At 75.4% G+C, this 26443-nt stretch carries 24 protein-coding genes; 10 read left to right on the top strand and 14 right to left on the bottom strand.

Features of this window, described 5'->3' with window-relative positions; genetic code table 11:
- From ABZ641_RS00265 to ABZ641_RS00245, 5 genes are all read right to left on the bottom strand, one after another.
- Positions 1 to 904, bottom strand: a 904-nt coding sequence (locus tag ABZ641_RS00265; protein ID WP_359978029.1) for a hypothetical protein, incomplete at its 3' end; no start/stop codon positions are given.
- A 56-nt stretch (positions 905 to 960) separates the two neighbouring features.
- Complete coding sequence (locus ABZ641_RS00260; RefSeq protein ID WP_344622753.1) at positions 961 to 2712, bottom strand: threonine/serine exporter family protein; 1752 nt, start codon at positions 2710 to 2712, stop codon at positions 961 to 963.
- A 202-nt stretch (positions 2713 to 2914) separates the two neighbouring features.
- Positions 2915 to 5266, bottom strand: coding sequence for a hypothetical protein (locus ABZ641_RS00255; protein WP_359978027.1), 2352 nt, complete (start codon positions 5264 to 5266; stop codon positions 2915 to 2917).
- A gap of 183 nt (positions 5267 to 5449) precedes the next feature.
- A complete protein-coding gene (locus ABZ641_RS00250) occupies positions 5450 to 7282 on the bottom strand; it encodes an ATP-binding protein (protein ID WP_359978025.1) in 1833 nt (610 codons plus the stop codon).
- A 23-nt stretch (positions 7283 to 7305) separates the two neighbouring features.
- Positions 7306 to 8553: a helix-turn-helix domain-containing protein gene (locus ABZ641_RS00245; RefSeq protein WP_359978023.1), complete on the bottom strand. Its 1248-nt coding sequence runs from the start codon at positions 8551 to 8553 to the stop codon at positions 7306 to 7308.
- Positions 8554 to 8711: 158 nt separating this feature from the next.
- On the opposite strand from ABZ641_RS00245, the gene ABZ641_RS00240 reads away from it, so the two are divergent.
- Both ABZ641_RS00240 and ABZ641_RS00235 read left to right on the top strand, forming a co-directional pair.
- On the top strand, positions 8712 to 9869 hold the full coding sequence (locus ABZ641_RS00240; protein WP_344622757.1) for an acyl-CoA dehydrogenase family protein: 1158 nt from the start codon (positions 8712 to 8714) through the stop codon (positions 9867 to 9869).
- Between the two features lie 13 nt (positions 9870 to 9882).
- Positions 9883 to 11571 (top strand): class I adenylate-forming enzyme family protein, encoded by a 1689-nt coding sequence (locus tag ABZ641_RS00235; RefSeq protein WP_344622758.1) that lies wholly within the window; start codon positions 9883 to 9885, stop codon positions 11569 to 11571.
- A 12-nt stretch (positions 11572 to 11583) separates the two neighbouring features.
- On the opposite strand, the gene ABZ641_RS00230 is transcribed toward ABZ641_RS00235, so the two are convergent.
- Positions 11584 to 11856, bottom strand: a complete 273-nt coding sequence (locus ABZ641_RS00230) for a hypothetical protein (protein WP_344622759.1) — start codon at positions 11854 to 11856, stop codon at positions 11584 to 11586.
- Positions 11857 to 11968: 112 nt separating this feature from the next.
- On the opposite strand from ABZ641_RS00230, the gene ABZ641_RS00225 reads away from it, so the two are divergent.
- Positions 11969 to 12301: a cupin gene (locus tag ABZ641_RS00225; RefSeq protein ID WP_344622760.1), complete on the top strand. Its 333-nt coding sequence runs from the start codon at positions 11969 to 11971 to the stop codon at positions 12299 to 12301.
- A 6-nt stretch (positions 12302 to 12307) separates the two neighbouring features.
- On the opposite strand, the gene ABZ641_RS00220 is transcribed toward ABZ641_RS00225, so the two are convergent.
- Positions 12308 to 12910 carry a TetR/AcrR family transcriptional regulator gene (locus ABZ641_RS00220; protein ID WP_344622761.1) on the bottom strand — a complete coding sequence of 201 codons (603 nt, stop codon included), beginning with the start codon at positions 12908 to 12910 and terminating at the stop codon, positions 12308 to 12310.
- 110 nt (positions 12911 to 13020) lie between these two features.
- Between ABZ641_RS00220 and ABZ641_RS00215 the strand changes: the two genes are divergently transcribed.
- The 4 genes from ABZ641_RS00215 to ABZ641_RS00200 all read left to right on the top strand — a co-directional run bounded on the left by ABZ641_RS00215 (position 13021) and on the right by ABZ641_RS00200 (position 16914).
- Positions 13021 to 14595 (top strand): MFS transporter, encoded by a 1575-nt coding sequence (locus tag ABZ641_RS00215; RefSeq protein WP_359978020.1) that lies wholly within the window; start codon positions 13021 to 13023, stop codon positions 14593 to 14595.
- 122 nt (positions 14596 to 14717) lie between these two features.
- Positions 14718 to 14996: a Sec-independent protein translocase subunit TatA gene (gene tatA / locus ABZ641_RS00210; RefSeq protein ID WP_344622763.1), complete on the top strand. Its 279-nt coding sequence runs from the start codon at positions 14718 to 14720 to the stop codon at positions 14994 to 14996.
- 122 nt (positions 14997 to 15118) lie between these two features.
- On the top strand, positions 15119 to 16384 hold the full coding sequence (locus ABZ641_RS00205; protein WP_359978018.1) for a hypothetical protein: 1266 nt from the start codon (positions 15119 to 15121) through the stop codon (positions 16382 to 16384).
- A complete protein-coding gene (locus ABZ641_RS00200; RefSeq protein WP_344622765.1) occupies positions 16381 to 16914 on the top strand; it encodes an ion channel in 534 nt (177 codons plus the stop codon). Before ABZ641_RS00205 ends, ABZ641_RS00200 begins: the two co-directional genes overlap by 4 nt.
- A 9-nt stretch (positions 16915 to 16923) precedes the next feature.
- On the opposite strand, the gene ABZ641_RS00195 is transcribed toward ABZ641_RS00200, so the two are convergent.
- The 5 genes from ABZ641_RS00195 to ABZ641_RS00175 all read right to left on the bottom strand — a co-directional run bounded on the left by ABZ641_RS00195 (position 16924) and on the right by ABZ641_RS00175 (position 23063).
- Entirely contained in the window at positions 16924 to 18474 is a 1551-nt protein-coding gene (locus ABZ641_RS00195; protein ID WP_359978016.1) for a protein kinase, read from the bottom strand.
- 63 nt (positions 18475 to 18537) lie between these two features.
- Positions 18538 to 20706, bottom strand: coding sequence for a bifunctional polysaccharide deacetylase/glycosyltransferase family 2 protein (locus ABZ641_RS00190; RefSeq protein ID WP_344622767.1), 2169 nt, complete (start codon positions 20704 to 20706; stop codon positions 18538 to 18540).
- A gap of 10 nt (positions 20707 to 20716) precedes the next feature.
- Positions 20717 to 21187, bottom strand: a complete 471-nt coding sequence (locus ABZ641_RS00185) for a hypothetical protein (protein ID WP_359978014.1) — start codon at positions 21185 to 21187, stop codon at positions 20717 to 20719.
- A 281-nt stretch (positions 21188 to 21468) separates the two neighbouring features.
- Positions 21469 to 22332 carry a hypothetical protein gene (locus ABZ641_RS00180; RefSeq protein WP_359978013.1) on the bottom strand — a complete coding sequence of 288 codons (864 nt, stop codon included), beginning with the start codon at positions 22330 to 22332 and terminating at the stop codon, positions 21469 to 21471.
- On the bottom strand, positions 22329 to 23063 hold the full coding sequence (locus ABZ641_RS00175) for an RNA polymerase sigma factor (protein ID WP_344622872.1): 735 nt from the start codon (positions 23061 to 23063) through the stop codon (positions 22329 to 22331). The genes ABZ641_RS00180 and ABZ641_RS00175 overlap by 4 nt, the downstream gene beginning before the upstream one ends.
- Positions 23064 to 23277: 214 nt before the next feature.
- Between ABZ641_RS00175 and ABZ641_RS00170 the strand changes: the two genes are divergently transcribed.
- Entirely contained in the window at positions 23278 to 23967 is a 690-nt protein-coding gene (locus tag ABZ641_RS00170; RefSeq protein ID WP_344622770.1) for a DUF4304 domain-containing protein, read from the top strand.
- Positions 23968 to 24071: 104 nt separating this feature from the next.
- On the top strand, positions 24072 to 24767 hold the full coding sequence (locus tag ABZ641_RS00165) for a tyrosine-protein phosphatase (protein WP_344622771.1): 696 nt from the start codon (positions 24072 to 24074) through the stop codon (positions 24765 to 24767).
- 19 nt (positions 24768 to 24786) lie between these two features.
- On the opposite strand, the gene ABZ641_RS00160 is transcribed toward ABZ641_RS00165, so the two are convergent.
- Positions 24787 to 25356 (bottom strand): GNAT family N-acetyltransferase, encoded by a 570-nt coding sequence (locus ABZ641_RS00160; RefSeq protein WP_359978010.1) that lies wholly within the window; start codon positions 25354 to 25356, stop codon positions 24787 to 24789.
- Between the two features lie 16 nt (positions 25357 to 25372).
- Here ABZ641_RS00160 and ABZ641_RS00155 point away from each other — a divergent pair, with 16 nt between their 5' ends.
- Positions 25373 to 25819, top strand: coding sequence for a GNAT family N-acetyltransferase (locus ABZ641_RS00155; protein WP_359978008.1), 447 nt, complete (start codon positions 25373 to 25375; stop codon positions 25817 to 25819).
- Between the two features lie 15 nt (positions 25820 to 25834).
- Here the strand turns inward: ABZ641_RS00155 and ABZ641_RS00150 are convergent, their stop codons facing one another.
- Complete coding sequence (locus tag ABZ641_RS00150; RefSeq protein ID WP_344622774.1) at positions 25835 to 26329, bottom strand: NUDIX hydrolase; 495 nt, start codon at positions 26327 to 26329, stop codon at positions 25835 to 25837.
- Positions 26330 to 26443 lie beyond the last annotated feature (114 nt).

Raw genomic sequence — 26443 nt, 5'->3', positions numbered from 1 at the left:
GCCGGGCGGCGGCCAGCGCGGCGGCCCGCCGGTCGGCGAGCCGGGCCGAGCGGCGGGCGAGCGCCCGGGCGTGCTGCACGTCGAGGTGGGCGGTGGCCCGGGCGGCCATCCGCTCGGCGACCCGGTGGGTGGCGGTGTGGTGCGCGGGCACCTTGTCCGGGGCGCCCGCGATCAGGTCGAACAGCCAGGTGCGGGCCACGTCGGCGCGGGCGTGCAGCCGCCGCTCGCGGCGCACCGCGCGCTGCATCCGGCGCGGCCGGGAGCGGTAGCGCCAGCGGGCCCACGGGCTGCCCGGCCTGGCGAGGCGGACGGCACCGACCCAGGCGAGGCCGGGCACCATGATGCCGAGCAGGCCCGTCCACAGCTTGCCCTTGACCAGGGCAACCACCGAGACCAGCGCGTTCACCGAGATCACCGCGACCAGGCCCCACCGGCCCTCGCCCGTCGCGGAGGTCTGGCCGGGCACGACGCCGAGCGGGACGTAGCCGGTGAGCAGCAGCGCCGTGCCGAGCAGGACGAGCACCACGGCGTCCACGGACTTGCGGCCCTGTTCGCTCCAGTAGACGTCGTCCAGGTGCAGGATCAGCGCGAACTCGTCCAGCACCAGGCCGCAGCCGATGCCGAAGCACAGCCCGAACCAGTCGATCCAGGGGTGGCCGCCGTTGGTGGCGAACACCCCGATCCCGCCGACCAGCAGGAAGCCCAGCCCGAACACCATGTGGTGGATGTGCAGTCCGCCCGGGGTGATGTTGCCCGGCCACCAGCGCACCTGGGCGCGGATCATCCGCACGCTGAAGCGGATGCCGACGAAGGACACGATGAAGCCGACGAGCAGCAGGAAGAGCGGCTGCTTGTGCGCGTCGACGATGTGCTCGCGGTAGCCGTCCAGCAGGTCGTTGATCACGGGTGGTGCCTTCGTTCTCGGGTGGTGCTCCGGGGCGTCGAGGGGCCAACGACCGGTCAGAACCCGCGGGTGCGTTTGGCGGCCCGGCGGGGGACGAGCAGGTGGGGCGCGAGCGGATCGGTCGCGCCGGGGGTCTTCAGGAAGAGCCGGGCGACCTCACCTCCCAGGTTGACGCCGACCGCCAGGGCCATCGCCAGCGCGGCGGCCCGGGTGACCGAGACCAGCCCGGCGCTGGCGTGCCCCTGCGCGAAGGCCAGCATGCCGAGGTAGAGCGCCGAACCGGGCATCAGCGGGCCGATCGCCGCCGTCACGTAGGGCAGCGCGGAGGCCCGCCGGTAGCGGGCCGTCAGCTGGCCGAACAGGCCGACCAGGCCGGCCGCGGCGCCGGTCGCCGCGATCGGCGAGACCCCGGCGTTCGTCAGCACGCCGTACGTCGACCAGCCGATGCCGCTCATCAGCACGGCCATCGGCAGCGTCCGCCGCTCGGTCTGCAGCAGCACCGCGAAGGCCAGCGCCAGCACCATCGCGGCGAGCAGCTGGATCGGCGGGTCGACGGCGCCGCCGATCGACTCGTCCGGGCGGAGCTTGGCGTTGTAGTTGACGCCGAGGTACAGCACCGACATCACGCCGATCACGATGCCGGCGATCAGGTAGAGCACCTCCAGCAGGCGGGCGGCGGCGGTGATGTAGAAGCCGGTCAGGCCGTCCTGGACGGCGGAGACCAGCGCCCGGCCGGGCAGCAGCGCGAACAGGCCGCCGGTGATCACCACCGAGCCGCGCAGGTGCAGGTCGTTGAAGGAGAGCACGATGCCGATCAGCGCGGCCGGCGTCGCCGCGACCACGAACTGGTAGAACTCCGGCAGCCCGCGCCGGGCGATCGTCGAGGCCAGCCGGTCGCCGACCACCGCGGCGAGGAAGGCGCCGGCGAACACCAGCCACGCCTTGCCGTCGATCCGCCCGCCGACCAGGAAGGTCGCCGCGCCCGCCAGCAGTCCGGTGGCCAGCGCCAGCAGCCAGACCGGGTAGGGGTGCCGGTTGCGGCGGATCACGGCGAGCCGCCGGTAGGCGTCGTTGACCGGGATCTTCTCCGCCGTGATGTCCGCGACCAGCCGGTGCACCGCGGCCAGCCGGGTGTAGTCGGAGGTGCGCCGGCGGACCGTCCGGGCGGCGCTCACCGGCGGGTCGATCAGCGACGGGTGGTAGGAGATGGAGATCAGCGTGAAGGTGACCTGCGGCTCGCAGTGGTCGAGCCGGTAGGCGTGCGCGATGCCCAGCATCGCCGCCTCGACGTCCTCGGCGGCCTCGCCGCTGGCGAGCAGCAGTTCGCCGATCCGCAGGGTGAGGTCGAGCACCCGGGGGACGTGCCGGGCGGCCGACGGGTGCAGGTCGCGCGGGGTCCGCTCGAAGGCGGGCCGCTCGGTCATCGGGGTGCGCAGCAGGGTGCGCATCCGGTCCGGCCAGGGCGCGGACCCGGGGGCGCCCGCCTGCAGCTCGGAGAGGTCCACGCCGTGTGCCGGGGTGTAGCCGGCGGCGCGCCAGTCCTCCGGCGTGAGGGTGTCCTCGGGTCCGCCGGCGGGGGCGAGCAGGCCCTCGGTCGGCGGGGGCGGCGGGGCGAGCGGCACCGCGGTCCGCGGCGACGCGGCGGGGACGGCGGGCCCGAGCAGGCCCTCGGTGGGCGGCGCCTGCCCGGCCGGGCCGCGGACGGCCCGCTCCGGTGCCCGGTCCGCGGGCGCCGCGGCGGGGGCCGGGGCGGGTCCGCGGCCGCTCCTGGCCTTCTTGCCGCCGCCCGGCCGGCCCCGCTTCGGCACGTCCGCCACTCCTCGCCGCCCCTGGTGGCCGCGCCGGCCACGCTCCGATCCTGCGCCCCACCTTGCCCGATCGAACGCGCGGACGCACATGTCCACCGGGGCCGGGGGCGCGGCAACCGCAAGGCCGGCGGGCGGACGTGACGGACATCACGGACATCCGCCCCCGGGGCGGGGGCACCGGTCCGGCAGGTGCCCCCGCGCCTCAGAGTCCGTACCGGCGCACGACGTCCTCGTGCCGGGCGGTGTCCGCGCCCGCCGCCTTCGCCAGGTCGAGCCAGCTCAGCGGGTGCTCCCAGTCCGCCGTCAGCCGCTGCAGCAGCGCGTCGGCGTCCGCCGAGGTGGCGGTCGGCGGCACGCCGAGGGCGGCGTAGACGCCGGGCAGGCCGGTGTCCCCGCCGGCCGGGTCGGTGACGGCGTACTGGTCGCCGCTGTAGGCCCACAGCCCGTAGCGCTCCTCGGCGAGCGCGCCGCGGAGCGCGAACCAGGCGTCCTCGCCGGGCCAGGCGCCGTCCAGCCAGTGCGTGGTGTAGCCGGCCGGGTCGAGCAGCGCCAGCTGCCGGAAGACCGGGCGCCACGACTCGCGCTCGGCCCCGTCCTCGGGGCGCTCGTTGAGCACGGCCGGACCGAAGACGACGACGTCCCGGTGGTTGAGCGGCACGTCCTCGCCGAGCACCGGCACGATCCGCGCGGTGGCCGGCCCGGTGCGGACGGCGGGCAGGTCCACGCTCGCCCCGTTGGCGCGGGTGGTGCGGACGGTGACCATCTGCCACTCCTCGTCCACCGGGCCCTCGTCGGCGTCGAACTCGATGCCGATCAGCGCGCCGGTGCTGCGGACGACCGCCCAGTCCCGGTTGGCGGTCGCGGCGGTGATCAGGTGCCACAGGTCGGGCTCCTGGACGGTGCGGTGCTCCTCGTCCTCGCCCGCCCGGTCGGCGGGCACCGCGTGCTCCAGCAGTTCCTGGTAGAGCCGCTGGGCCCGCGCGTGGTCGCCGAGGCGGGTGGCCGCGGTGGCGGCGAGCCGGCGGGTGTTCAGCGCGTCCGGCTCGTGCGAAAGGACGCCGTCGCAGTGCTCGCCGACCTCCTCCCAGCGGCCCTGCTCGGCGGCCCAGCGGGCCCGGATCCAGTGCGCCTCGGAGGGGTTGGCGGGCATCAGCCGGTCGGCGAGCCGGCGGACGCCGTCGGCGTCCTCGGCGTCGATCAGCACCTGGCCGAGCATGCCGGGCAGGTGCTCGTCCGCCGGGTCCTCGTCGAGGCGGGCCCAGAGCAGGTCGGCGGCGGCCCGCGGGTGGCCGAGCGCGTCCAGCGCCCGCGCCCGCTGCAGGACGAGCGCTGCCGCGGCCCCGGCCGACTCGGCGCTCGCCGCGGTGAAGTGGTCCAGCGCCTGCTCGAAGGTGACCCGGCGGGTGCCGAGCCACTCCGGGAGTTCGGCGGCCGGCACCGGGATCTCGGGCAGCGGCAGCGCCTCGGCGGCGGCCCTCAGCCCGGCGAGCCGTTCGGCGACGCCGTCGGTGCGGCGCAGCTGCCCGAGCTTGCGCTCGCCGGTGGCGGCGAGGGTGAGGGCGACCGTCCGGGCGCCGCGGGCGACGGCCAGCCGGCCGGCGATCAGCAGCAGGTCCAGGCAGGGCCGGTGCGAGCCGGCGGTGTCCAGGTAGGCCACCCACCGGGCGAGCCGGACGCCGAGGGCGGCGTCGTTGTCGAGCTCGCCGTGGGGCAGCGCACCGGCCTCGGCGAGGGTCTGCACCGCGGTCGCCCAGCGGTGGCGGATGTCGGGGTAGCGGTCCGCCTCCTCGCCGTCCGGCAGTTGCTCCAGCGCCTCCGCGCTGCGGCCGAGCGCGGCCAGGGCGACGGCCCGGCCGGCGGCGAGCTTGCGTCGGTCGTCGTCGTCGAGCTGGTGGCGGGCCGCGTAGGCCCGTTCCGCGGTGTCGTAGGCCGCCAGGGCGTCCTCGGGGCGGCCGAGGTTCAGCAGCGCGGTGGCCCGGCTGTGCCCGAAGGCCAGCGAGACCTGGTCGCCGGCCGCCTGGATCCGGGCCTGGGCGCGGTCCAGGTGGGTGAGGGCGTCGGCGGGCCGGCCGTCGTCCTCCAGGGTGTCGGCGTACTCCCGGGACAGGCAGTCGAAGCAGGCTCGGGCGGGCTCGACCCGGGCCAGCGTCTCCTCCAGCACGGCCAGCCGCTCGGCGACGTAGCCGGGGCCGTCGATGTTGGCGTGGCAGATGGTGAAGTCCTGCACGGCGCAGACCGACTGGGGGCACGAGGCGGTCTCCTCGCGGTGCGCGAACTCCAGCAGGTCGACGGCCTCGGCCATCGCGGCCTCGCCCTGGTGGCGCTTGTTCAGCAGGTTCTGCATCCGCCAGTGCCGCAGGAACACCTCGACCCACGGCAGGCCGAGCGCCCGGGCGGAGGCGAGCGCCTCCGGGTACATCGCGTCGAGCTGCTCGTTGCGGCCCTCGACGGCGTGCCCGGCGATCTCCACCAGGGCGGCGGCGAGCCGGTGGTGGCCCGCCTCGGACAGCTGCTCGTGGGTGTCCCGCACCCAGGCCCAGATGTCGGTGGTCATACCGTACGAACTCCTCCATGAGATGGATGCACCACACAGGGGCGCTGGGGGTGCCTCCCGGCCGAAGGCTGGGGGCGGAACTGCGCGATTCGGATGCGGGTCACTGCACGATCCGGGGCGGCCCGTGCCCGTACGGACACCCGCTCCCGGACTGCGCAGTTCCCCGCGCCCCCGAGGTACTCCCTACTCCCAGGTCAACGCGGCCACCGCGGTGCCGATGCCGGCGAGGGCCGCGGTGAGGTCGCCGTTGGCGGAGCCGCCCGCGGCGGCCATGATCACCTTGAGCGACCGCAGCAGCCCCGCGGCGGTGGCGCTCCCGGTGTGCCCGGCGCGGTAGGCGGTGAGCAGGTCCTGGACGGCCGGCGAGGCGAGGTTGAGGTAGAGCCGGGCCTTGACGGTGCCGTCGGTGCGGGCGGTGAAGGCCCGGGCCAGCCGCAGCGCCGCGGAGGGGATCCGGGCGTCCGCCTGGTCGTCCTCGATACGGGCCTTGCGTTCGGCCTCCCGGTCGGGCACGAGGACGAGCGGCAGCCCGGGCGGGTCGAAGCGGGCGGGTACGAGTTGTTCGCCGTCGTCGGCGAGGGCGGCGGCGAGCCAGGCGGTCTCCTCCGCGGCGAGCGGCTCCGCGGGGTCGCGGAAGAGTTCGCGGTTGCCGCTCTCGCTGCCGAGTTCGACGATCCGGCAGTCCTTGAGCTGGGCGTAGCGCCGCAGGAACGGCAGGACGGCGTACCGGTCGCCGCGGGCGATCGGCACCTGCATGGCGCGGTAGAGCATCTCCTCGAAGCCGCCGCCGCTGCCGAGGGCGACGTGCAGGGCGCCGCGTCCGGCGGCGCGCAGGGCGCCGGCGGTGAGGTCGCCCTGGGAGGTGGGGACGGGGACGTCGTCGGCGAGCAGGGTGAAGAGGCGGTCGTCGCAGAGGGCGGCGCCGAGGAGGTCCTGGCCGTGCCGGGCGAGGATGCGGCGCCAGGCGGCGGGGTGCAGCCGGGCGGTCTCGTAGAGGCCGTCGACGACGGCGACGGCGAGGGCCTTCTGCAGGGCGCGGTAGTGCTCGTCGCGCTGCAGGTCCTCGCGGCTGGCGGTGGGGGTGAGCCGGCTGGACTCGACGACGCCGCCGATGAACCCGGCCCAGCTGGGCAGCAGGTCGCGGGCGTCGTCGGCGAGCAGCATGCCGCGCAGGTAGACGGCGAGGTCGCGGTTGTCGGTGGAGCCGTAGGTGCCGCCGTCCTGGACCCAGAGCAGGCCGACGGCGTCGGTGGCGCCCTCGACCGGGGTGACGGGGAAGGCGGTGAGCGGCTCGAAGCGGCGGCCGAAGGCGGCCGCGAAGCGCATCCGGGCGGTGTGCGGGTCGCCGTCGACGTCCTGCCGCCAGGGCACCGGGACGTCGTTGACGGGGCGTTCGTCCTCGCCGACGTGCACCGGGATCGGCAGCAGGACGCAGTAGCGGCCGAGGACCTCGCGCAGCGCCTCCTCGTCGGCGAGGTGGCCGTGTTCGGCCTTGAGGCGGAGTTCGACGGCGGTGCCGGGGGCGGGCCGCGGTTCGACCGGTTCGACGCTGTACTGCTCTCCGCCGCGGCTGCGGTAGCGGTGGCCGAGGCCGGGTTCGCGGTGCGAGGTGGTGGTGACGGTGACCTCGTCGGCGACCGAGAAGGCGGAGAGGAAGCCGAGGCCGAAGGCGCCGATGAGGTCCTGGTTGCCGGTCAGGTCGCGCAGCATCCGGGTGTAGCCGGTGCCGACGGTGGCGAGGTAGGCGTGGATCTCGGGCTCGGTGAGGCCCGCGCCGGTGTCCTCGACGGTGAGGGTGCGGCGGGCGGCGTCGGCCCGGACGCGGATCACCGGGGCGGCGGTGGACTCCGGGTCCTCCAGCCGGCGGCGGGTGTGCGAGTCGTGGGCGTTCTGGACGAGTTCGCGCAGGGCGACCAGCGGGGTGGAGTAGAGGTGGGTGGCGAGCACGCTCACCAGCCCGCCGAGGTCGACCTCGGTCGTACGCAGATTGTCGGCGGGCGGCAGACCTTGGGACATGAGGCCGGATTCTGCCAGTACGACTATCCGTCGACCAGCTCTTTTCCCGTACCGGCTGCGGAGGCCGCGGGCAGTCCGAGGACGGCGCGGGCGGCTGGCTCCAGCAGTCCGGCCGCGGCGGTCCCGCTGCCGCCCGGGCGGTGCCGGACGCCGTCGTTGACGACGGCGAACATGGCGTGCACCCGGATCCGGGCCTCGGCGGTGTCGTAGTCGGGCCGCACCTGCTGGAGCAGGCCGACCCAGACCCGCAGGAAGTCCCGGCGGAAGTCGACGGCGGCCCGCCGGTCGGCCGGGTCGAGCCGTTCGGTCTCGCTGAGCATCGCGCCGAGGTAGTGGCTGTGCCGGCGGGCGAAGTCCAGGTAGGAGCGTAGGCCGGCGTCCAGTGCCGCGGCCGGGCCGGTGCTGTCGGCGATCGCCCCCTCGACCTCGTGCCAGAGCCGCTCGCGGCTGCGGACGAGCGCCGCGGCGAGCAGCTCGGCCTTGGTGGCGAAGTGCTTGTAGACGCTGGGCCCGGCGATGCCGACGGCGGCGCCGATCCGGTCGGTGGAGACGTTGTCGAAGCCGCGCTCGTGGAACAGCCGGACGGCGGCGAGCAGCAGTTCCTCCCGGCGGGACTCGCCGGCGGCCGGGGCGGCGGGCTGTACGGCGGGTGCGGCGGGCGGCCCGGCACGGTCCTCGGCCCGCGGGGCGACGGCGAGCAGCTCGCCGCCGATCCGCCGCAGCAGCGTCTCGAACCAACGCCGCGGCGGCGCGAAGGTGTGGTACGAGAGGCTGCCGTACCCGGAGAGCAGCGACCAGCAGAGGAACTCGGCCTGTTCGGCGGAGAGTTCGGGACGGGAGCGGGCGAGGGTGCGGGCCATCGCGCGGACGTCGGTGCGCAGCTCCCGGCGGAGTGCGGCGCGCTGCGCGGGGGCGAGCAGCCGGGCGTCGCGGTGCCAGAGGGTGCCGAGGGCCCGGTGGTCGACAGCGGCCGGGGCGAGTGCGGCGCACAGGTCGGCGGGGCTGCCGCCGCCTGCCCGCACGGCCGTCCGCAGCGCCTGGAGGTCGGTGTCGACGGCGCGCAGCAGCAGTTCGGGCTTGCTGCGGAAGTGCCGGTAGAGCGCGGGGGCGGTGATGCCGACCTCGGCGGCGACGTCGGCCATGGACACCAGGTGGTAGCCGCGCCGGTGGAACTGCTCCGCGGCGGCGGCGAGGATCTGCGCCTTCCGTCCGGGCGGTCGGCGCACCACCCGCCCCGCCGCGCCCGCCCCGGGTACGCGCTCCGCCGCCACGTGCGCTCCTCCACCTCGCCGATGATCGACGCCAGGGTAGCAAGGATTCACTTATGCGCCTGTGACCTGCAAGGAAAAGCCGCCCGGATGCTTTACAGCCACAGCTACCGGCGATTAACTTGTCTGGCGATCAGCCGCCGAACGAAGGGAGTGCCGCCGTGCGCCGGACGGTGTTCAACGAGGACCACGAGGCGTTCCGGGCGACCATCCGGGACTTCATCACCAAGGAGGTCGTCCCGGTCTACGAGAGCTGGGAGGCGGCCGGCCACCCGCCGCGCGACTTCTACCGCAAGCTCGGCGCCCTCGGCGTGTACGGCATCGAGGTGCCGGAGGAGTACGGCGGCGCCGGCGAGAGCGGCTTCAAGTACCAGGCGGTCGTCACCGAGGAGGTCGCCCGGGCGGGCGTGAGCTTCGGCTCGTCCGGCGTGCACACCGGCCTGGTGCTTCCGTACCTGCTGGAGTACGCGAACGAGGAGCAGAAGCAGCGCTGGCTGCCCGGCTTCGTCTCCGGCGACATCATGACGGCGATCGCGATGACCGAGCCGGGCGCGGGCTCCGACCTGGCCGGCATCGCGACCACGGCGAAGCTCTCCGAGGACGGCACCCACTACGTCCTGAACGGCGCCAAGACCTTCATCACCGGCGGCGTGCTGGCGGACCTCGTCCTGGTGGTGGCCCGCACCGCCCCCTACGACCCGGCGAACCGCAGGGCGGGCCTGTCGATCCTCTGCGTGGACACCACGTCCGAGGGCTACGCGGTCGGCCGGAAGCTGCAGAAGATCGGCCTGCGCACCTCCGACACCGCCGAGCTCTCCTTCACCGACGTCAAGGTGCCGGTGGAGGACCTGCTGGGCGAGGAGGGCAAGGCGTTCAGCTACCTCACCCACAACCTGGTGCAGGAGCGCCTGGCGATCGCCGTCGGCGCGTACGCCGCGGCGGCCGCCGCGGTGCGCTTCGCGGTGCAGTACGTGAAGGACCGCAAGGTCTTCGGCCAGGCCGTCGCCGAGTTCCAGAACACCAAGTTCACCCTGGCGGACTGCGAGGCCCAGGTGGTCGCCCAGCAGTCGATGGTCGACCGCGCCCTGGAGCTCTACCAGAACGGCGACCTGACGGTCGCGGACGCGGCGGCCGCCAAGCTGTTCTGCACCGAGTCGGCCTCCGACGTGATCGACAAGTGCCTGCAGCTGCACGGCGGCTACGGCTACATCCTGGAGTACCCGATCGCCCGCCTCTACACCGACAACCGGGTGTTCCGGATCTACGGCGGCACCAGCGAGGTCATGAAGACCATCATCGCCAAGTCGCTCGGCCTGTGAGGCCGGAGGGCCGATGACCGCCGCACCGGAGGACTCGCTCGCCGCCGTCGCCCGCGCCCACGCGGCGCTGGCCGCGCCCGGCGCGCCGTTCGAGGCGGAACCCGGCCCGCGGGGGCCGCGGTACGTCCGCGGCCCCCGCACCCTGCGGGAGGTGTTCGACGCCACCCTCGCCCACGGCGACCGCCCGTTCCTGGTGGCGGGCGGACGCACCTGGAGCTTCGCCGAGCACCACGCCGCGGCCTCGGCCCTCGCCCACCGCTTCCGCACGGTGTACGGGCTGCGCCCGGGCGACCGGGTGGCGATCGCGATGCGCAACCTGCCCGAGTGGCAGGTCGCGTTCTGGGCGGCCCAGGCCGCGGGCCTGGTCGCCGTCCCGCTGAACGCCTGGTGGGGGCCGCAGGAGCTGGCCCGGGCGCTGGACGACTGCGTGCCCGGCCTGGTCGTCGCCGATCAGGAACGGGCCGCGCGGACGGCCGCCTGGGCGGCGGCCCGCGGGGTGCCGCTGCTCACCGTCGGCGCCGACGGCAGCGACGGCCCGCACGACCGCTTCGAGGACCTGCCGCCGAGCGGCCCGCCCGCCCCCGGTCCGGCCGTCGGCCCGGACGACCCGGCCACGCTGATCTACACCTCGGGCACCACGGGCCGGCCCAAGGGCGTGGCCGCCAGCCACGCCAACTGGTGTGCCGGCGCGCACACCCCGCGGTTCTTCGCGGCGGGCGCGGCACTCCTCCGGGGTGACTCGCCGGCGGCCGCGGCGCCGCCGACGGTGCTGATGACCTTCCCGTTCTTCCACGTCGCGGCCTTCACCTCGGTGTTCCTGGCGATGGCCGCGGGCGGCACGGCGGTGCTGATGGACCGCTGGGACCCGGACGCGGCCCGGCAGCTGATCGCCCGCCACCGGGTCACGATCTTCGCCGGGGTGCCGACCACGGCGCTCGGCCTGCTGGACGCGGCGGAGTCCGCCGGCGACCCGCTGACGGGTCTGACCATGATCAGCACCGGCGGCGCCCCGGCCCCGCCGGGTCTCGCGGGGCGGATCGCCCGGCAGTTCGGCGGCCGGGTGGAGGCCCGCAACGGCTACGGCCTCACCGAGACCTGCGGCGGGGTGACGGCCCAGGTGGGCGCCCGCTACCTGGCCCGGCCCGAGTCGATCGGCCGGCCGTGCCCCGCGGTGGAGGTGCGGATCGCGGACGCGGAGGGGGCTCCGCTGCCGGACGGCGAGATCGGCGAACTGCTGCTGCGCGGCCAGCCGGTGTTCGGCGGCTACCGGGGCGACCCGGACGCGACCGCCGCCGCGTTCACCGCCGACGGCTGGTTCCGCACCGGCGACCTCGCCCGGCTGGCCGACGGCGAGGTGCAGGTGGTGGACCGGTTGAAGGACGTGGTGATCCGCGGTGGCGAGAACGTCTACTGCGGTGAGGTCGAGGGCGTGCTGCTGGGCCATCCGGGCATCGCGGACGCCGCGGTGGTCGGTGTTCCGCACCCGCTGCTCGGCGAGGAGGTGGCGGCCGTGGTCGTGGCGCACACCGGTGCGGAGCCGGACGCCGCGGAGGTCCGCGCGCACGTGGCGGCCAGGCTGGCCGCGTTCAAGGTGCCCGCCCACGTGGTCTTCCGCGACGGGCCGCTGCCGCGCAACCCGACCGGCAAGATCCTCAAGCAGGCGCTGCGCCAGGAGGCCGGGGCGGCGGTGCCCCGGCCCTGACGGCGGCGGGGGTCAGTTGGCGGAGGCCGTCCGGCCCTCGGTCCGCCAGGCCTCCAGCCCGGCCATCGAGGCGGCCTTGGCCTGCTGCATCGCCCGGCGCGCCTGCTCGCTCGGCGGGGTCTCCATCCGGTTGACGTAGTCGCGACCCGCCGAGGCGAGGGTCGCGCACGCGATCGCCGTGCCGGCCAGCGAGAGCACGGTGCCGATGCCGGCGAGGACCACGCCGGTGCCGAGCATGGTGCGGTTGACGCGGAATCCGTTGCTGAACTTCTGGTTGGTCGCCATGCATCCACGATCGGGCCCCTCCGGACGGCCCGCACGCCGAGCGGGTCCGGGTGCGGCCGGATGCCTGACAGGTGTCTGATGGATCGGAGCGCCGAGCCGCGAGGAGGCCGCGATGACCGAACCCGTCCGCGTCGACATCGACGCGCTCGCCGACGAACACGCCGCACTGGCCGCCGCCCACCCGCACGGGCGCAGCGCCCATCTGGTGCTGCACGACGGCGTCCTGCGGCAGACCGTCATCGCACTGACCGCGGGCAGCTCGCTGGACGAGCACAACGCCCCGGTCGCCGCCAGCCTGCTGGTGCTGCGCGGCCGGGTGTCGCTGACCATCGCCGGCCGCCAGCAGGAGGCGTCGGCGGGCGAGCTGCACGCCATCCCGCAGGAGCGGCACGGCCTGCTCGCCCACGAGGACTCGGTCGTGCTGCTGACCGCCGTCACCAACTGACGGCGGTCAGCCGGCCGCCGACCGGGTGCCGGCGGCCGGCAGCACGGCGGCACCGACCAGCCGGAGCCCCTCCAGGAACTCCTTGCCGTCCGGGGCGAGTTCGGGGGAGACCAGCCACTGGGTGGCGAGCCCGGCGAGCAGTGCCTGGTAGAAGGCGCCGCGGGCCAGCTCGTCCGGGGTGTCGGGCACCTCGGGCACGCCCTGGAACATCGCGGAGAGGCCGAGCCGGGCCTCCTTCTGCGCGCCGCCGAGCACCTCGCGCAGCTCGGGCGAGTGCTCCATCTGCGCGAGGATCTCGATCTGCACCGCCCACAGCCCGCGGTGCTCGGTGAAGCTCTCCACGACCTTGTCCCAGGCGGCGACGAAGCGCTCCCGAGGGTCCGTCTCCTCGCCGAGCGCGGCCAGCACCCGGCCGAGCTCGTCGCCCCACTCCCCCATCGCCTCCATCATCGCCTGCGTCAGCAGGGCGTCCTTGGAGCCGTAGTGGTAGCCGATGGCGGCCAGGCTGACGCCCGCGGACGAGGCGATGTCCCGGGCGGTGGTGCGCCCGTAGCCCTTCTCGAGAAGGCAGCGCTTGGCGCCGGCCAGCAGGTCCTCGCGATTTCCCATGCCCCCGATGCTACCGCCGGACTGGACGATCGTCTTGCACGATCGAGTGAGACGAGAGATTTAGACGCTCGTACTAGACAAGCGTTTCACACGCTCGTACAGTCACTGCCATGACCGCAACCCACGGCCTCGCCGGCCGACGCGAATGGACCGGACTCGCCGTCCTCCTGCTGCCGACCCTCGTCCTGACCATGGACATGGGCGTGCTCTTCTTCGCCGTCCCGTTCATCTCCACCGACCTGCGGCCGAGCGGCACCCAGCAGCTGTGGATCATGGACATCTACTCGTTCCTGCTGGCCGGGCTGCTGATCCCGATGGGTGCGCTGGGCGACCGGATCGGCCGGCGGCGGCTGCTGATGCTGGGGGCGGCCGGGTTCGCCGCGGCCTCGCTGCTGGCGGCCCGGGCGGACGGCGCCGGCGGGTTGATCGCCGCCCGGGCGCTGCTCGGCGTGGCCGGGGCCACCGTCATGCCCTCCACGCTGGCGCTGATCCGCAACATGTTCCACGACCCCAAGCAGCGCCAGGCCGCGCTCGGCATCTGGACGGCCGCGCTGATGGGCGGCGCCACCCTCGGCCCGGTGGCCGGCGGGCTGCTGCTGGACCGCTTCTGGTGGGGCTCGGCCTTCCTGGCCGCCGTCCCGGTGATGCTGCTGGTGCTCGTCGCGGCGCCGCTGCTGATGCCCGAGTACCGCGCACCGCGGCAGGGCCGCTTCGACCTCCCCGGCGCCGCGCTGTCGATCGCCGCCGTCCTGCCGGTGGTGTACGGCGTCAAGACCCTCGCGGTGGACGGATGGGCCGCGCCGCCGCTCGCCGCGCTGGCCGCCGGGGCACTGGCCGCCGCCGCGCTCGTCCGCCGGCTGCGCACCGCCGAGCACCCGCTGATCGACCCCGCGCTGTTCCGGATCCGCACCTTCACCGGGGCGATCACCGTCAACACCGTGGCGATGTTCGCGATGATGGGCTTCACCCTCTACACCTCGCAGTACCTGCAGCTGGTCAAGGGGATGAGCCCGCTGACCGCCGCGCTCTGGGCGCTGCTGCCCTCGGTCGGCGTCGCGGCGGCCGCCGGCTCGGTGGGCGCGCTGGCCGGGCGGGTCCGGCCGGCCGTCCTGATGACCGCGGGCTTCCTGACCGGTGCGGGCGGTTACGCGCTGATGGTCCTCGTCCGCCCGGACACCCCGCTCTGGCTGCCGCTCACCGCGGCCGGGGTGATCGCGGCCGGCTCGGTCGGCACCATGACCCTCACCACCGAGATGGTCGTCTCGGCCGCGCCGCCCGAGCAGGCCGGCGCCGCCTCCGCCGCCTCCGAGACGGCGTCCGAGCTGGGCGGCTCGCTGGGCATCGCGGTGCTCGGCACGGCGGGCGCCGCGGTCTACAAGTCGCGGCTCTCGGACGGCATGCCCGCCGGGGTGGCCGGCGAGGCCGCCCGGGCCGCGCACGACACGCTCGGCGGAGCCGTCACCGCCGCGGCCGGGATCGGCGGCCGCACCGGGGCCGAGCTGCTGGCGGTGGCGCGGAACGCCTTCGCCGACGGCATGCACGTCGCCGCGGTGGCCGGTGCGGTCTTCCTGATCGGTGCCGCCCTGGTCGCCCACCGCCTCATGAAGCACCTGCCGGCCGGTCCGACCAGCCGTCCCGCGCCCGAAATGGTCCAGACCACAACCCAAGAAACACCTGCATTTTGACCGTGGTTTCCGGGCCGGTGTATACGCCCGACGACTCGGCCAGGCATACTGGCCGGAGTCGGGCACAACCGTCCGACGTCCTAGAAGCGACGAGAACTCCTCGGAAGGACCGGTGGTCAGGGATGTTCCGTAACGGTCTCGAGCCCTGGCACATCCTCGTGATGGTGGCAGTGCTCGTCCTGCTGTTCGGCTCGAAGAAGCTCCCCGAGATGGCCCGTGGACTCGGCAAGTCCATGCGCATCCTCAAGGCCGAGACCAAGGCGCTCCGTGAGGACGACGCCCAGGCCGAGGGCCAGAACACCACCGCCTCCTCGACCGCGGCCGACCAGCCGCGTCAGGCGGTCAACCCGAGCAGCATCACCACGTCGGCCGAGACCAACAAGTCGGCCACCAACGCCTGAGACCACCCCGGAGCCGCCGGTACGTCACCCGACGTACCGGCGGCTCCGGCGTTCTCGCCGACTGGCCCGACCGCCGGAGCCGGTGTCTGCTGGGACGAACGCGTTCCCGAGTGGAGGCACCGATGGCCAGCAGCACGCCGGACGGGCCCGACGGGCCCGCTCCGGCACCGTCACCGGCACGGCGACCACTGCGCTCAGCAGCGGCCGCCGTGCTGATCGTGCTGGCGGTGCTGCTCACTCCCCCGGCGGTCGTCGCGGCCTGGGCGAAGTCCGAGATCAGCGACCCGGACCGGTACGTCGCGACGATGGCGCCGCTCGCCCACGACCCGGCGGTGCAGGCCGCCGTGACGAACCGGGTGACCGCCGCCGTCGTCCAGCGGTTCCCGGTCGACTCGCTGGTCTCCGACCTCGTCCCCGGCGGCTCGCCGCTGCTGGGCGCGCTGCTGCAGCGGCTCGGCTCGGCACTGGAGGGCGGCGTCACCGGGCTCGTCCACGACGGGGTGCAGCGGCTGGTGCGCAGCGACGCCTTCCCCGCGATCTGGGACGGGCTCAACCGTGACGCGCACGCCGCCGTCGACCGGGCGCTCACCGGCGAGGGCGGCGGCGCCGTCGAGGTCCGCGGGAACACCGTCACCCTCGACCTCGCCCCGGTGATCGACCGCACCAAGCAGGCGCTGGTCGCCGACGGCGTGCCGGCGGCCTCGCGCATCCCGGAGATCCACACCTCGTACGTGCTGGTCAGGTCCGACCAGGTGGCGCACGTCCGGACGCTGCTGCGGCTGCTGTCGCTGGCCGGGTACTGGGTGGCGGTGCTGGCGGCGGCCTGCGCGGTGGGCGGGGTGCTGCTCGCGGTGCGGCGGCACCGGGCGGCGGTGGCCGCGGCCCTCGGGGCGGCCGCCGCGGCCGCGCTGCTCGGCCTCGGGCTGACCGCCTTCCGGGCGGTCTACCTGGACCGGCTGCCCGCGGGCGTCGACCAGGACGCCGCCTCCGCGGTCTACGACACCCTCGTCCGCTACCTGCGGGACGCCGTCCGGCTGGTGGTCGTGCTCGGCGTGCTGGCCGCGCTGGGCGCCTGGCTGTCCGGCCGGGGCCGCTCGGCGGGCGCGGTGCGCGGGCTGTGGGAGGCCGGGCTGGGCGGGGTCCGCACGGCCGCGGAGCGGATGGGGCTGCGGCCCGGCCCGGTCGGCCGCTTCGTGCACCGGTTCAAGGCACCGCTCTGCTGGGCGGCGGTCGGCGCGGCCGTGCTCGTGCTGCTGCTCTGGGACCGTCCGACCGCCGAGGTGGCGGTCTGGCTCGGATTGGCGCTGCTGGCCGTCCTCGCGGCGGTCGAACTGCTCGACGAACCGGGCACCGGTGCGGCAGGAGGGACGGAGGAGGTCCGGCCATGAGGCGGCGTCCGAATCTGTGGGGCCTGGTGACCATGCTCGGCGGGCCGGCGCTGATGCTGACCGCCTGGTTCCTGGTGCCGATCGGGGTGTTCGGCCCGGAACACCCGGCGGTCAGTTGGACGGTGTTCGCCGTGGCGCTGGTCGCCCTGGCCGCCGCGCTGATGCACGAGATCTGGTCCGAACTCACCGAGCGGCCGGGTCACCCCGCCTTCGTCATCATGGTGCTGATCGCCGCGGCCCTGATCGTCTTCGCGACGGCGTACCTCTCACTGGCCCGGACCCCGGGGACGTTCAACGGCATCATGACGACCCGGCTGGACGCCCTGTACTTCACCGTGATCACCATGGCCACGGTCGGCTACGGCGACATCACCCCGGTCAGCCAGGAGGCCCGGGGCATCGTGATGCTGCAGATCCTCTACACGCTGATCTTCCTGACCGCCGGCGCGACCTCGGTCAGCCGGCGGACCCGCAACCTGGTGGGGCGCCGGATCGGCCGCACGCCGGAGGGGTCGTCCGACCCGGACTGAGCGGGCCGCTCAGTCCGCCTTGGCGTGCACCGCGGCGGTGATCGCGGCGAGCCTGGTCTGCCAGGAGGCGAGGACCGCCGGCGGCAGCGCGTGCCGCTTGCCGAGGTCGCGGACCGTCCGCTGGGCCGACTTCAGCTTGTCCTCCGCGGCCGAGAAGTCCTGCTCGCCGATCGCCTCCGAGGCCGCGTCGAGGGTGCGCAGCAGCGACTCCTTGCGGTCCTTCTCCTTGGCCAGCTCGGTGTCGGCGACGTCGGAGCGCAGGTCGGCCAGCGCCGCCGCGGCGGTCAGCCGGCCGGCGGAGGGCGAGGCCGAGCGGGAGGGCGAGGCCGAGGCCGTCGGGGTGGGCGTCTGCGAGGGGACCGCGGGGGCGGTGACGGAGACCGAAGGACCAGGGGTCGCGGCCGCCGCGGTGCCCTCGCCGTCCGGGCCGCCGCTGAACGCGAAGGCCGCGACCGCGGCGACGCCCACCAGCACGGCGGCGCCGGCGCCGGCCAGCAGCCAGGGGTTGCGGCGCTCGGGCTCGTCCGGCCCGTCCTGGTCGTCGGCCCAGGCGGGGGCGGCGGACGGCGGCATGTCCATCTGCGGCAGCAGCGAGGTGCGCTGCTGCTCCACGTACGGCTGCCCGCCCGCGGCGGGGAAGGGCGGGGGCGTCGGGAAGCCGCCCTGCTGGGCGGCCACCGGCGGGATGACCTGGGTGGCGGCGCCGAGCAGTTCGCTGGTGCGGTCCTGGGCCGCGGCGACCGGCACGGCGGCCAGCAGCTCGGCCCGGGCAGCGCCGGCGCCCGCCGGACGGTCCTCGGGGTTCTTGGCCAGCAGCCGCATGATCGCGACGTCCAGCGCGGGCGGGATCTCCGGGCGGCGCAGCGAGACGGGGGCGGGCTGCTCGGAGACGTGCTTGAAGGCGATCGCGACGGGGGTGTCGGCGGTGAACGGCGGGGCGCCGGTGAGCATCTCGGCGAGCACGCAGCCGACCGCGTAGAGGTCGGAGCGGCCGTCCAGCGGGGCCGCGGTGGCCTGCTCCGGCGAGAGGTAGGAGGCGGTGCCGAGGACGGCGGCGCTCTGGGTGAGCTGCTGACCGGCGGAGGCGTTGGCGCGGGCGATGCCGAAGTCCACCACCTTCACCCCGCCGTCGTCGGAGATCATGATGTTGCCGGGCTTGACGTCGCGGTGCACCAGGCCGGCGTGGTGCGCGACCTCCAGCGCCTCGCAGACCGCGGCGGCGATGCCGACGGCGCGCTCCACCGGCAGGATCCGCTGCTCGGCGAGCAGCCGGCCGAGCGTCCGGCCCTGCACCAGCTCCATGACGATGTACGGGGAGCCCTGGTCGACGCCGGAGTCGAAGACCATGACGATCCGCGGGTGGACCAGCATCGCGGCGAGCTGGGCCTCGCGGCCGAAGCGCTCGGCGAAGCGCGGGTCGTCGGCCAGGCCGCCGTTCAGCACCTTGACCGCGACCTGCCGGCCGAGCTGGTGGTCCGTGCCGCGGTAGACGGTGGCCATGCCGCCGACGCCGAGTATCTCGGTCAGCTCGTAGCGGCCGTTCAGTGCGCGTCCGATCACCCGTCCGGCTCCTCTCGCTTCCGTGGTCCGGGCCTCGGCGCCCGCCTCGTGCACCTGTGCACCCTAGCGGCCCGCCGCGGATCCGGCGGCGGGCGGCGGGACGGAGAGGCTGCCGTAGCGCTGCATCCGCTGCCAGCGCAGCCGGGAGCCGGCCAGTGCGGTGCACACGGACTGGATCACCACGAGGTACATCAGCTGCCGGTAGACGACCTGCTGCAGGGGCAGCGTCCAGAGCGGGCCGAGCCTCTCGCCGTCCAGCCGGAAGGCGTAGGCGCCCATGGCGACCTGCACGAGCATGAAGGCCAGCCAGAGGCCGGTGATCCGGACGGGGTCGAGGAAGACCAGCCCGTACAGGGTGAAGACGTCGACCACCGGGGCGAGCAGCGGCAGCAGGACCTGGAACATCAGCAGGTAGAGCAGGCCGCGGCGGCCGAGCTTGCCGGCCTGGCCGCGCTGGCGGAGCGCGCCCCGGTGCTTCCACATGGCCTGCAGGGTGCCGTAGCACCAGCGGTAGCGCTGCCGCCACAGGGCGCCGAGCGAGGCGGGGGCCTCCGTCCAGGCCCTGGCCCGCTCTTCGTAGACGACCCGCCAGCCGGCCCGGCAGAGCGCCATGGTGAGGTCGGTGTCCTCGGCGAGGGTCTCCTCGGCGACGCCGCCGATCCGCAGCAGGGCGGAGCGGCGGAAGGCGCCGACCGCGCCGGGCACGGTGGGCATGCACTCGGCGAGGTCGAAGAGCCGGCGGTCCAGGTTGAAGCCGACCACGTACTCGATGTGCTGCCAGCGGCCGAGCAGGCCGCCGCGGTTGACCACCTTGGCGTTGCCGGAGACGGCGCCGACCCGGCGGTCGGCGAAGGGCTGGACGAGCATCCGCACGGCGTCCGGCTCGAACACGGTGTCGCCGTCGACCATGACCACGAGCTCGGCGCGGGCGTAGCGCAGGCCGAGGTTGAGTGCGGCGGGCTTGCCGGAGTTGGGCTGCCGGAAGACCCGGACGTAGGGGAGGTTCAGGGATTCGACGAGGTCGGCGGTGCCGTCGGTGGAGCCGTCGTCGACGACGATCACCTCGACCGGGTGGTCGGAGGCGAGCAGGGAGCGGACGGCGGCCTCGATGCCGGCGCTCTCGTTGTAGGCGGGGACGATCACCGAGACCGGCTCGGTGATCGGCGGGCCCCAACCGCGGGCCCGCAGCCGCTTGTGCCGGCGGGCCGCGACCAGCAGGGCGATCGCACGCAGCACGCCGATCGCACCGGCCGCCCACAGGAGCCAGCCCAGCAGGTCGAGCACCCACGAACTGGCGCCGAGGACGGTGACGAGGGCGAGGCCCTGCCAGTGCTCGGCGGCGGTCGCGGGGTGCACCGGGTCGGTCGTGCCGACGGCGGCGGAGACGGTGTCGAAGCGCCAGCCGGCCGCCTGCAGCCGGGGCAGCAGGACGTCCAGGGCGGCCACGGTCTGGCCGCGGTCGCCGCCGGCGTCGTGCATCAGCACCACCTGGCCGTCGCGGCCCTTCGGGGTGGCGCCGGCGATGATCTGCTCGACACCCGGGCGGCGCCAGTCCTCGCTGTCGAGCGTGGTGAGGACGGTGAGGTAGCCGTCCCGGCCGGCCTGCCGGACGGCGTCCCAGCCGGCGTCGGTGAGCGCGTCGTTCCCGGCGGAGTACGGCGGCCGGAAGAGCGTGCTGGTCACTCCGGCGGCGCCGGCCAGGGCGAGCTGGGACTCCCGGAGTTCCAGCGTGCGCCGCCAGGGTGCGACGGCCGAGAGGTCGGCGTGGGTGAAGGTGTGCACGCCGATCTGGTGGCCCTCGGCGACGATCCGGCGGGCGAGGTCGGGGTGGTCGGCGACCTGGGTGCCGACGGTGAAGAAGGTGGCGTGCACGCCGTGGCGGCGGAGCACGTCGAGGACCTGCGGGGTCCAGCGCGGGTCCGGGCCGTCGTCGAAGGTGAGCGCGATCGTCCCGGTGGCCGGGCGGGCGGTACGGGCGGAACCGTCCTCGGACGCGGCGATCACCGGGCCGCCGGTGCGCACCTGCTCGGGGACGGCCGCACTGCTCCCGTCGGCGCGGGCGGCACCGTCCGCGGTGTTCCCGTACATGTGCCGGGTGTAGCCCTGGATCAGCAGCGCGGCCGCCAGGGTGAGGACGAGCACGGTCAGCAGCAGCCAGTGGGTGCGCAGCGGTGTCTGCCGGACGGCGGCCCGGCGGCCGCGGCTCCTGCGGGGGCGGGTGGCGGTGGTCACGGGGCGGCGCTCACGGGGTCTTGGTGGGCTTGCGGCCGGGCTGTGCGGTGGAGCGACCGTGGGTCGGGCTCGGCACGGTGGTCGCCGTGGCGGTCGGCTGCGGGGTGGCGGGCGCCGTGGTGCGGGTGGCGGGCACCGTCGGCCGGGTGGTCGCGGTGCTGCGGGTACCGGTCGGTCCGGCCGCACCGGCGGGGCCGGACGCCGGTTCGGAGCCCGCTGCGGCCGGTACGGGGGACTCGGCGGGCACGGTGGCCGCCGGGGTCGCGGTGTGCGCGGGCAGGGCCGGCAGGAAGGGGGCGTCCAGGACGGGGCCGCCGACCAGACTGGAGGCCAGCAGGCCGAGGTAGCCGACGGCGGGCACGGTGAGCAGCCAGCCGGCCCGGCGGACCAGCCGCCGGCGGCGCCCGCTGCCGTCGACGAACACCGGGGCGTCCGGTCGTGGCGCCGTCACGCGGGGGATCCGCAGCGTGTCGTCGGTCACGGGTGCTCCAATCGTCGCCCCCGGGCCCGGCACGGCCGGGCGGGCGGTGGACACGGGGGAATCCACCGCCCGCCCGGGGTTCCGGGGCGCCCGTCGGGGCGGATCCGGACGGGCACAAGGACCCGGGGGAGTTCCTGCGCCCGTCCGGAGCGGTTCCCGGGGAGGCGGTGGGCACGGGGGAACCCACCGACCCCCCGGAGTCTTCGGGGTGGTGCGGTCACCGGACGGCCGCCGAGCCCGGGGGGGGGTGTGTGCCCGCCGGCCGTCCGGAGTCTGTGGTGTCACCTCACCGCGGCACCGGCCTTGTCGGCGGTGTCGGTGAGGTTCTGCGCGGCGGTGCGGGTCGAGGTCCGCTCCGCCTTGGTCGGCGAGGCGCTCGGCTGGCCGCCGTCGTGCCCCGTACCGGTGGTCGCGGACGGGCTCGCCGTGGCGGTCCTGCCCTTGCCGGACTTGCAGTACGAGTCGACCTTGGCGGTGCCGCCGGCCGCCGCGACCAGTGGTGCCATCCGCGGCTCGGCCAGCAGGTCGCGCGGCTTGGTGCCGCTGCGCGAGCGGTCCGTCCAGACCTGGCAGAGCGCCGCGAGGTCGGGCAGCCCGGAGGCCGCCGAGGCGGAGCCCCCCGCTTGGGAGCCGGCCGACGGGGAGCCGGCCGCGTCGGTGCGGCCCGCGCTGCCGGACGGGGCCGGGCGCCCGCTAGGGGTGCCGTGGCCGTTGCGGGAGGCGGAGGCCGGGTCGGTCGGGGAGGCGTCCGGCGCGACGGGGGCGTGCCCCTTGGCCGGACTGCCGCCGAGGGCCTGCGGCAGGTTGCCGGTGCCCGCGGCGACGGCGACGCCGCCGACGGCGGTCACGGCGAACGCCGCGACGAGTGCCTTCAGCGTGAAGGTCCTCCTTCGCGCGTGGTCCGCCATGGTCGCTCTCCCGGGTTGCGGTGCAGGTGTGCGACGAGCCTCCCGGAAGGCGGCCACAGCCCGTTCCTCCCCGGGCAGTGCGCCGTCGGCGGGTGGGGCTGCCGCGGCGGCGAGCAGCCCGGCGAGGGCCGCATGACCGGTGAGGGAGGCCGGACCGGCCTCCGAGCCGACCGCGGCGCCGCCGAGCAGCTGCTCGGCGGTGTCCCGGTCGATCCGGCGGGATCGGTTCTTGCTCATCTCATGTCCTTCAGCGTCGCGGTCCGCGCGCGTGTCACACCCTGCGCGGAATTCTTTTCGGCGGGCTGCTGCCGGGGCAGTCCGGCGGCCGGTCCGCCGGTCTGGTCGAGCAGCTTGGCCAGCCGCTTCAGTCCGCGGTGGGCGGCCATCCGGACGCTGCCGGAGCGCTTGCCGAGCACCCGGGCGGCGCTCTCCGCGTCGAGCTGGAGCAGCACGCGCAGCAGGACGGCCTCGGCCTGGTCCCGGGGCAGCCGGGATATCAGGGCGAGCGCGTCCTCGGTGGTGACGGTGGCGATGGCGCTGTGCGCGGTGTCCTCGGCGGCCGCGAGGTCGAGCAGGTGCTCGACGGGCAGGTCGGCGACCGGGCGGCGGCGCTGGCGGCGCAGGTGGTCCATGGCGCGGTTGCGGGCGATGGTGGCCACCCAGCCGCGGAAGCCGTCCGAGTCCCCCTGGAATCCGGCGAGGTCGCGGGCGACCTGCAGCCAGGTCTCGGAGGCGATGTCCTCGGCGTCCTCGGGTCTGCCGCCGACCAGCACTCTCAGATAGCGCAGCAGACCGGGCTGGACGGCTCTGAAGAGCAGGCGGAAGGCCTGTTCGTCGCCGTTCCGGGCGGCCGCCACGGCCGCGGTGAGGTCCGCCGTCCGGCCGGGCGGGTGGTCCGGGCTGGTGGTGTGGCCCGCCGGGTCGCCGACGCCCGGGCCGTGGTGATCTGCACTGTGCACCCGCCACATCATGGGCCATCACGGCGCGGCCGTGGGGCGGCAGGGCGAGGTCCGTGGTTCGGGCCCGAAGTCCGCGGCCGGCAGGACCAATGTCCTGGCAGCAGCTGTCATTCGTCCGCGTCCGACAGAGGTGACCGGGGCATACGTTGGACCGGGCCGCTCCACCCCCCGCGGCCCGCCCGGTCCTCCACCCCCGGACCCCGCCTACCCCCAGGACACCGTGATGACCACTGCCCGGACGCTCTTCGCGGAGGGCATGCGCGACCATCTCGCGCCCGCCCTGCGCACCATGGGCTTCACCGGCTGGCGGCACACCTTCGCCCTGCCCGACGAGGAGCACTGGGCGCTGCTCGGCGTCGAGCTCGGCACCGCCGACGACCGCGTCGTCCGCTACACGGTGAACCTGGGGCTCACCCGCAAGTCCGCCTGGGCGGCCGACCGGCCCGGGCGGGCGGTGCGGCCCGACCCGAACGCGGTCACCGGCCTGGAGTCCTGGCACACCCGGATAGGCCGGCTGCTGCCGGTCGGCGGCGACGTGTGGTGGCAGATCACGCCCGGCCCGCGCTGGGCGGTCGCCGTCCAGGACACGGTGGCGGCCGTGCGCCACTACGGGCTGCCCGAGCTGCTCCGCCGCCTGGAGGCGGCCTCCGGCGGCACCGAGCGCTACCTCGGCCCCGAGGAGCTGGTGGACGTCAACGCCGCGCTTCGGCTCGCCGACGTCGCCCCGATCCGCCGGACGGAGCTGACCGACCGGGTGCTGCGGCTGTACGGCGACTGGTCGCCGGCGGACCGGGTCGCCCGCGAGGTGCTCCGCGGCGCCGCCACCGGCTTCCTCTCGGTCGGCGACACCCGCTTCGGCGCCGTCGGCTGCCGCGACACGGCCGGCCGCCACCTCTGGTCCTTCGGCGGCTGAACCGCCGGGCGCGGGCGGCGTCCGGGGAACCATCGGCGCACCCCCGGGAGTCTGTTCTGAGGGGGATCCGCAGGGGCCCCGCAACGGCTTGGGGGGAACGGGACATGACGGACGATCGGCGCCTGGTGTGGGACGGCTGCCTCAATGTGCGCGAGCTCGGCGGGCTGCCCACCCGGGACGGCCGGCGGACGCGGCGCGGGGCCGTCGTCCGCGCCGACAACCTGGACCGGCTGACCGCCGAGGGCTGGGCCGCGCTGCAGGCGTACGGCATCCGCACCGTGATCGACCTGCGCAACGAGGAGGAGTACCGGCCGCTGCTGCAGCGCCCGGACGGCATCGAGCTGGTCCGGGTACCGCTGGACGAGCTGGCCGGACCGGAGTGGTGGGCGCGGTTCGGCGGCCTGGACGGCACCCCGCTGGCCTTCCGGCCGTACCTGGACCACTGCCCGCGGGCGGTGGCGGAGGTGGTGGCCGCGGTCGGCCGGGCGGCGCCGGGCGGGGTGGTGGTGCACTGCGGCGCGGGCCGCGACCGCACCGGACTCGCCGCGCTGGTGCTGCTCGCCGTGGCCGGGGTCGCGGCCGACGCGATCGTCGACGACTACCTGCTGAGCGCCGGGAACCTGCGCCCGCTCTGGGCGATGCTGGGCCGGCCCGACGAGACCGCCGAGATCGAGGCGGTGCTGGACCGGGCCGGCACCACGGCCGAGGCGGCCCTGCTGGAGACGATCGCCGAGTTCGAGCCGGGCGTCTTCCTGCCGGCGGCCGACACGGCGGCGGTCCGGGCCCGGCTGCTGGCCTGACGCACCCGGGCCGGGGCCGCTACCAGAGACGGTCGACGGTGCCCGGGTGGAGCGCGATCCGGGCACCGTCGAAGCCGTGCCGGCGGGCCCGGCCGTGCGCGGAGAAGAACCCGGCGAGGACGGCCTTGTCGAAGCCGGGCCGGTCGCTCGGGAAGGGCTCCTCGGCCGTTCCGCCGACCAGGACGGCCCCGGGCAGCACCTCCCAGCCGGCCCGCTCGTAGAACCCCTGCAGCGGCCGGTCGCAGGTGAACAGGCCGAGGTCGGCGCCGAGCGCGGCGATCCGCGTGCGGGCCGCCGTGACGAGGGCCAGCCCGTGGCCGCGGCCCCGGCGGGCCGGGTCGGTGACCACCGCGGACAGCCCTCGGGCCGCGAACACCTCGCCGCCGTGCCGGAGGTCCTTGCCGAGCAGGTCGAGCGCGGCCACCACCCGCGGCCCGTCGACCAGCAGCATGCTCCGCGGGTCGAGCGCCGGGTCGTGACTCACCCCCGGGTCGGGCGCCCCGGTGGGCCAGGCCCGCTCCTGCAGGGCCCACACCTGGGCCCGGAGCCGGGCCGGCACCTCGGCCTCCGGGTACTCCACGACCTCCATCTGCCAGACTCCCCGTGTGATCGTCCGTACCGCCGTCCGCGGCGACCTGCCTGCCGTGCTCGCCCTGCTCGCCGACGAGTCCGCCGTCACCGATCCGGCGTCGGTGCGGGTCGGTGCAGCCTACGAGGCGGCCTTCGCCGCCATCGAGGCGGATCCGCGCAACGAACTGCTGGTGCTCGACGAGGGCGACGGCACGGTGCTCGGCTGCCTGCAGCTGACCCGCATCCCCGGCCTCGGCCGGGGCGGGGCGGAGCGGGCGCTGATCGAGGCCGTCCGGATCCGGGCCGACCGGCGCGGCGGCGGGCTGGGCCGGATGCTGCTGGCCCGGGCGATCGACCGGGCCCGCGAACAGGGCTGCTCCCTGGTGCAGTTGACCAGCAACAAGCGGCGGACCGAGGCACACCGCTTCTACGCCTCACTGGGGTTCGAGCGCAGCCACGACGGCTTCAAGCTCGTCCTGTGACGCGGCGGTCGCCGCTCAGAGGCCGCTGACCGGGCTGGTGACGACCCGGGTGCGGCCGTCGGCGCGGGCGGCGAGGCCCGCCGACAGGCGCAGCGAGCGGGCCGGGCCGAGGAGTTCGAGCGCCTCGTCGACCTCCGCCCAGCGGTGATCGTCGAGTTCGCCCGCGGGCAGGGTGATCGGGGTGTCGGCCGGCAGGGTGCCCAGGTCGAAGAGGAAGTGGCAGGCGGGGTGGTCGAGTTCGCCCGAGGGGTTGGTCCAGGCGACGGCCAGCAGCTCGCCGGCCTCCTTCTCGATGCCGGTCTCCTCGTGCAGTTCGCGGGTGGCGCACTGCTGCGGGTTCTCGCCGGGGTCGACCGTCCCGCCGACGAACTGCCAGTGCTCGCGGTAGCCGGCCTTGACGATCAGCACCCGGCCCTGCGGGTCGGTGATCAGGCAGCCGGCGGCCGCGTACACCCTGGTCAGCGAGGCGAGCCACTCCTCACGGGTCTGCAGCAGGGGGCTGTCGGACATGCGGTGCTCCTCCGCGTCGGGGACGGCCGCCGGGCGGCGGCACGGGCCCACTCTTCCGTACGGGCGCGCACGGCCGCGCCCCGTCGGTGTCGGCGGGGCGCGGCCGTGCGCGGG

The sequence above is a fragment of the Kitasatospora sp. NPDC007106 genome (genome assembly GCF_040634455.1).
Classification (GTDB): domain Bacteria; phylum Actinomycetota; class Actinomycetes; order Streptomycetales; family Streptomycetaceae; genus Kitasatospora; species Kitasatospora arboriphila.
The sequence above is the reverse complement of the archived record's forward strand: the minus strand, read 5'-3'. Positions and strand labels throughout refer to the sequence as shown.

Bases quoted from the DNA above. Each gene is read 5' to 3' on its own strand.
- ABZ641_RS00200 (WP_344622765.1), top strand. From the start codon at position 16,381: ATGAGGCGGCGTCCGAATCTGTGGGGCCTGGTGACCATGCTCGGCGGG.
- ABZ641_RS00170 (WP_344622770.1), top strand. From the start codon at position 23,278: ATGACCACTGCCCGGACGCTCTTCGCGGAGGGCATGCGCGACCATCTC.
- ABZ641_RS00230 (WP_344622759.1), bottom strand. From the start codon at position 11,856: ATGGCGACCAACCAGAAGTTCAGCAACGGATTCCGCGTCAACCGCACC.
- ABZ641_RS00205 (WP_359978018.1), top strand. From the start codon at position 15,119: ATGGCCAGCAGCACGCCGGACGGGCCCGACGGGCCCGCTCCGGCACCG.
- ABZ641_RS00255 (WP_359978027.1), bottom strand. From the start codon at position 5,266: ATGACCACCGACATCTGGGCCTGGGTGCGGGACACCCACGAGCAGCTG.
- ABZ641_RS00250 (WP_359978025.1), bottom strand. From the start codon at position 7,282: ATGTCCCAAGGTCTGCCGCCCGCCGACAATCTGCGTACGACCGAGGTC.
- ABZ641_RS00235 (WP_344622758.1), top strand. From the start codon at position 9,883: ATGACCGCCGCACCGGAGGACTCGCTCGCCGCCGTCGCCCGCGCCCAC.
- ABZ641_RS00165 (WP_344622771.1), top strand. From the start codon at position 24,072: ATGACGGACGATCGGCGCCTGGTGTGGGACGGCTGCCTCAATGTGCGC.
- ABZ641_RS00175 (WP_344622872.1), bottom strand. From the start codon at position 23,063: ATGTGGCGGGTGCACAGTGCAGATCACCACGGCCCGGGCGTCGGCGAC.
- tatA (WP_344622763.1), top strand. From the start codon at position 14,718: ATGTTCCGTAACGGTCTCGAGCCCTGGCACATCCTCGTGATGGTGGCA.
- ABZ641_RS00180 (WP_359978013.1), bottom strand. From the start codon at position 22,332: ATGAGCAAGAACCGATCCCGCCGGATCGACCGGGACACCGCCGAGCAG.
- ABZ641_RS00150 (WP_344622774.1), bottom strand. From the start codon at position 26,329: ATGTCCGACAGCCCCCTGCTGCAGACCCGTGAGGAGTGGCTCGCCTCG.
- ABZ641_RS00160 (WP_359978010.1), bottom strand. From the start codon at position 25,356: ATGGAGGTCGTGGAGTACCCGGAGGCCGAGGTGCCGGCCCGGCTCCGG.
- ABZ641_RS00220 (WP_344622761.1), bottom strand. From the start codon at position 12,910: ATGGGAAATCGCGAGGACCTGCTGGCCGGCGCCAAGCGCTGCCTTCTC.
- ABZ641_RS00225 (WP_344622760.1), top strand. From the start codon at position 11,969: ATGACCGAACCCGTCCGCGTCGACATCGACGCGCTCGCCGACGAACAC.
- ABZ641_RS00215 (WP_359978020.1), top strand. From the start codon at position 13,021: ATGACCGCAACCCACGGCCTCGCCGGCCGACGCGAATGGACCGGACTC.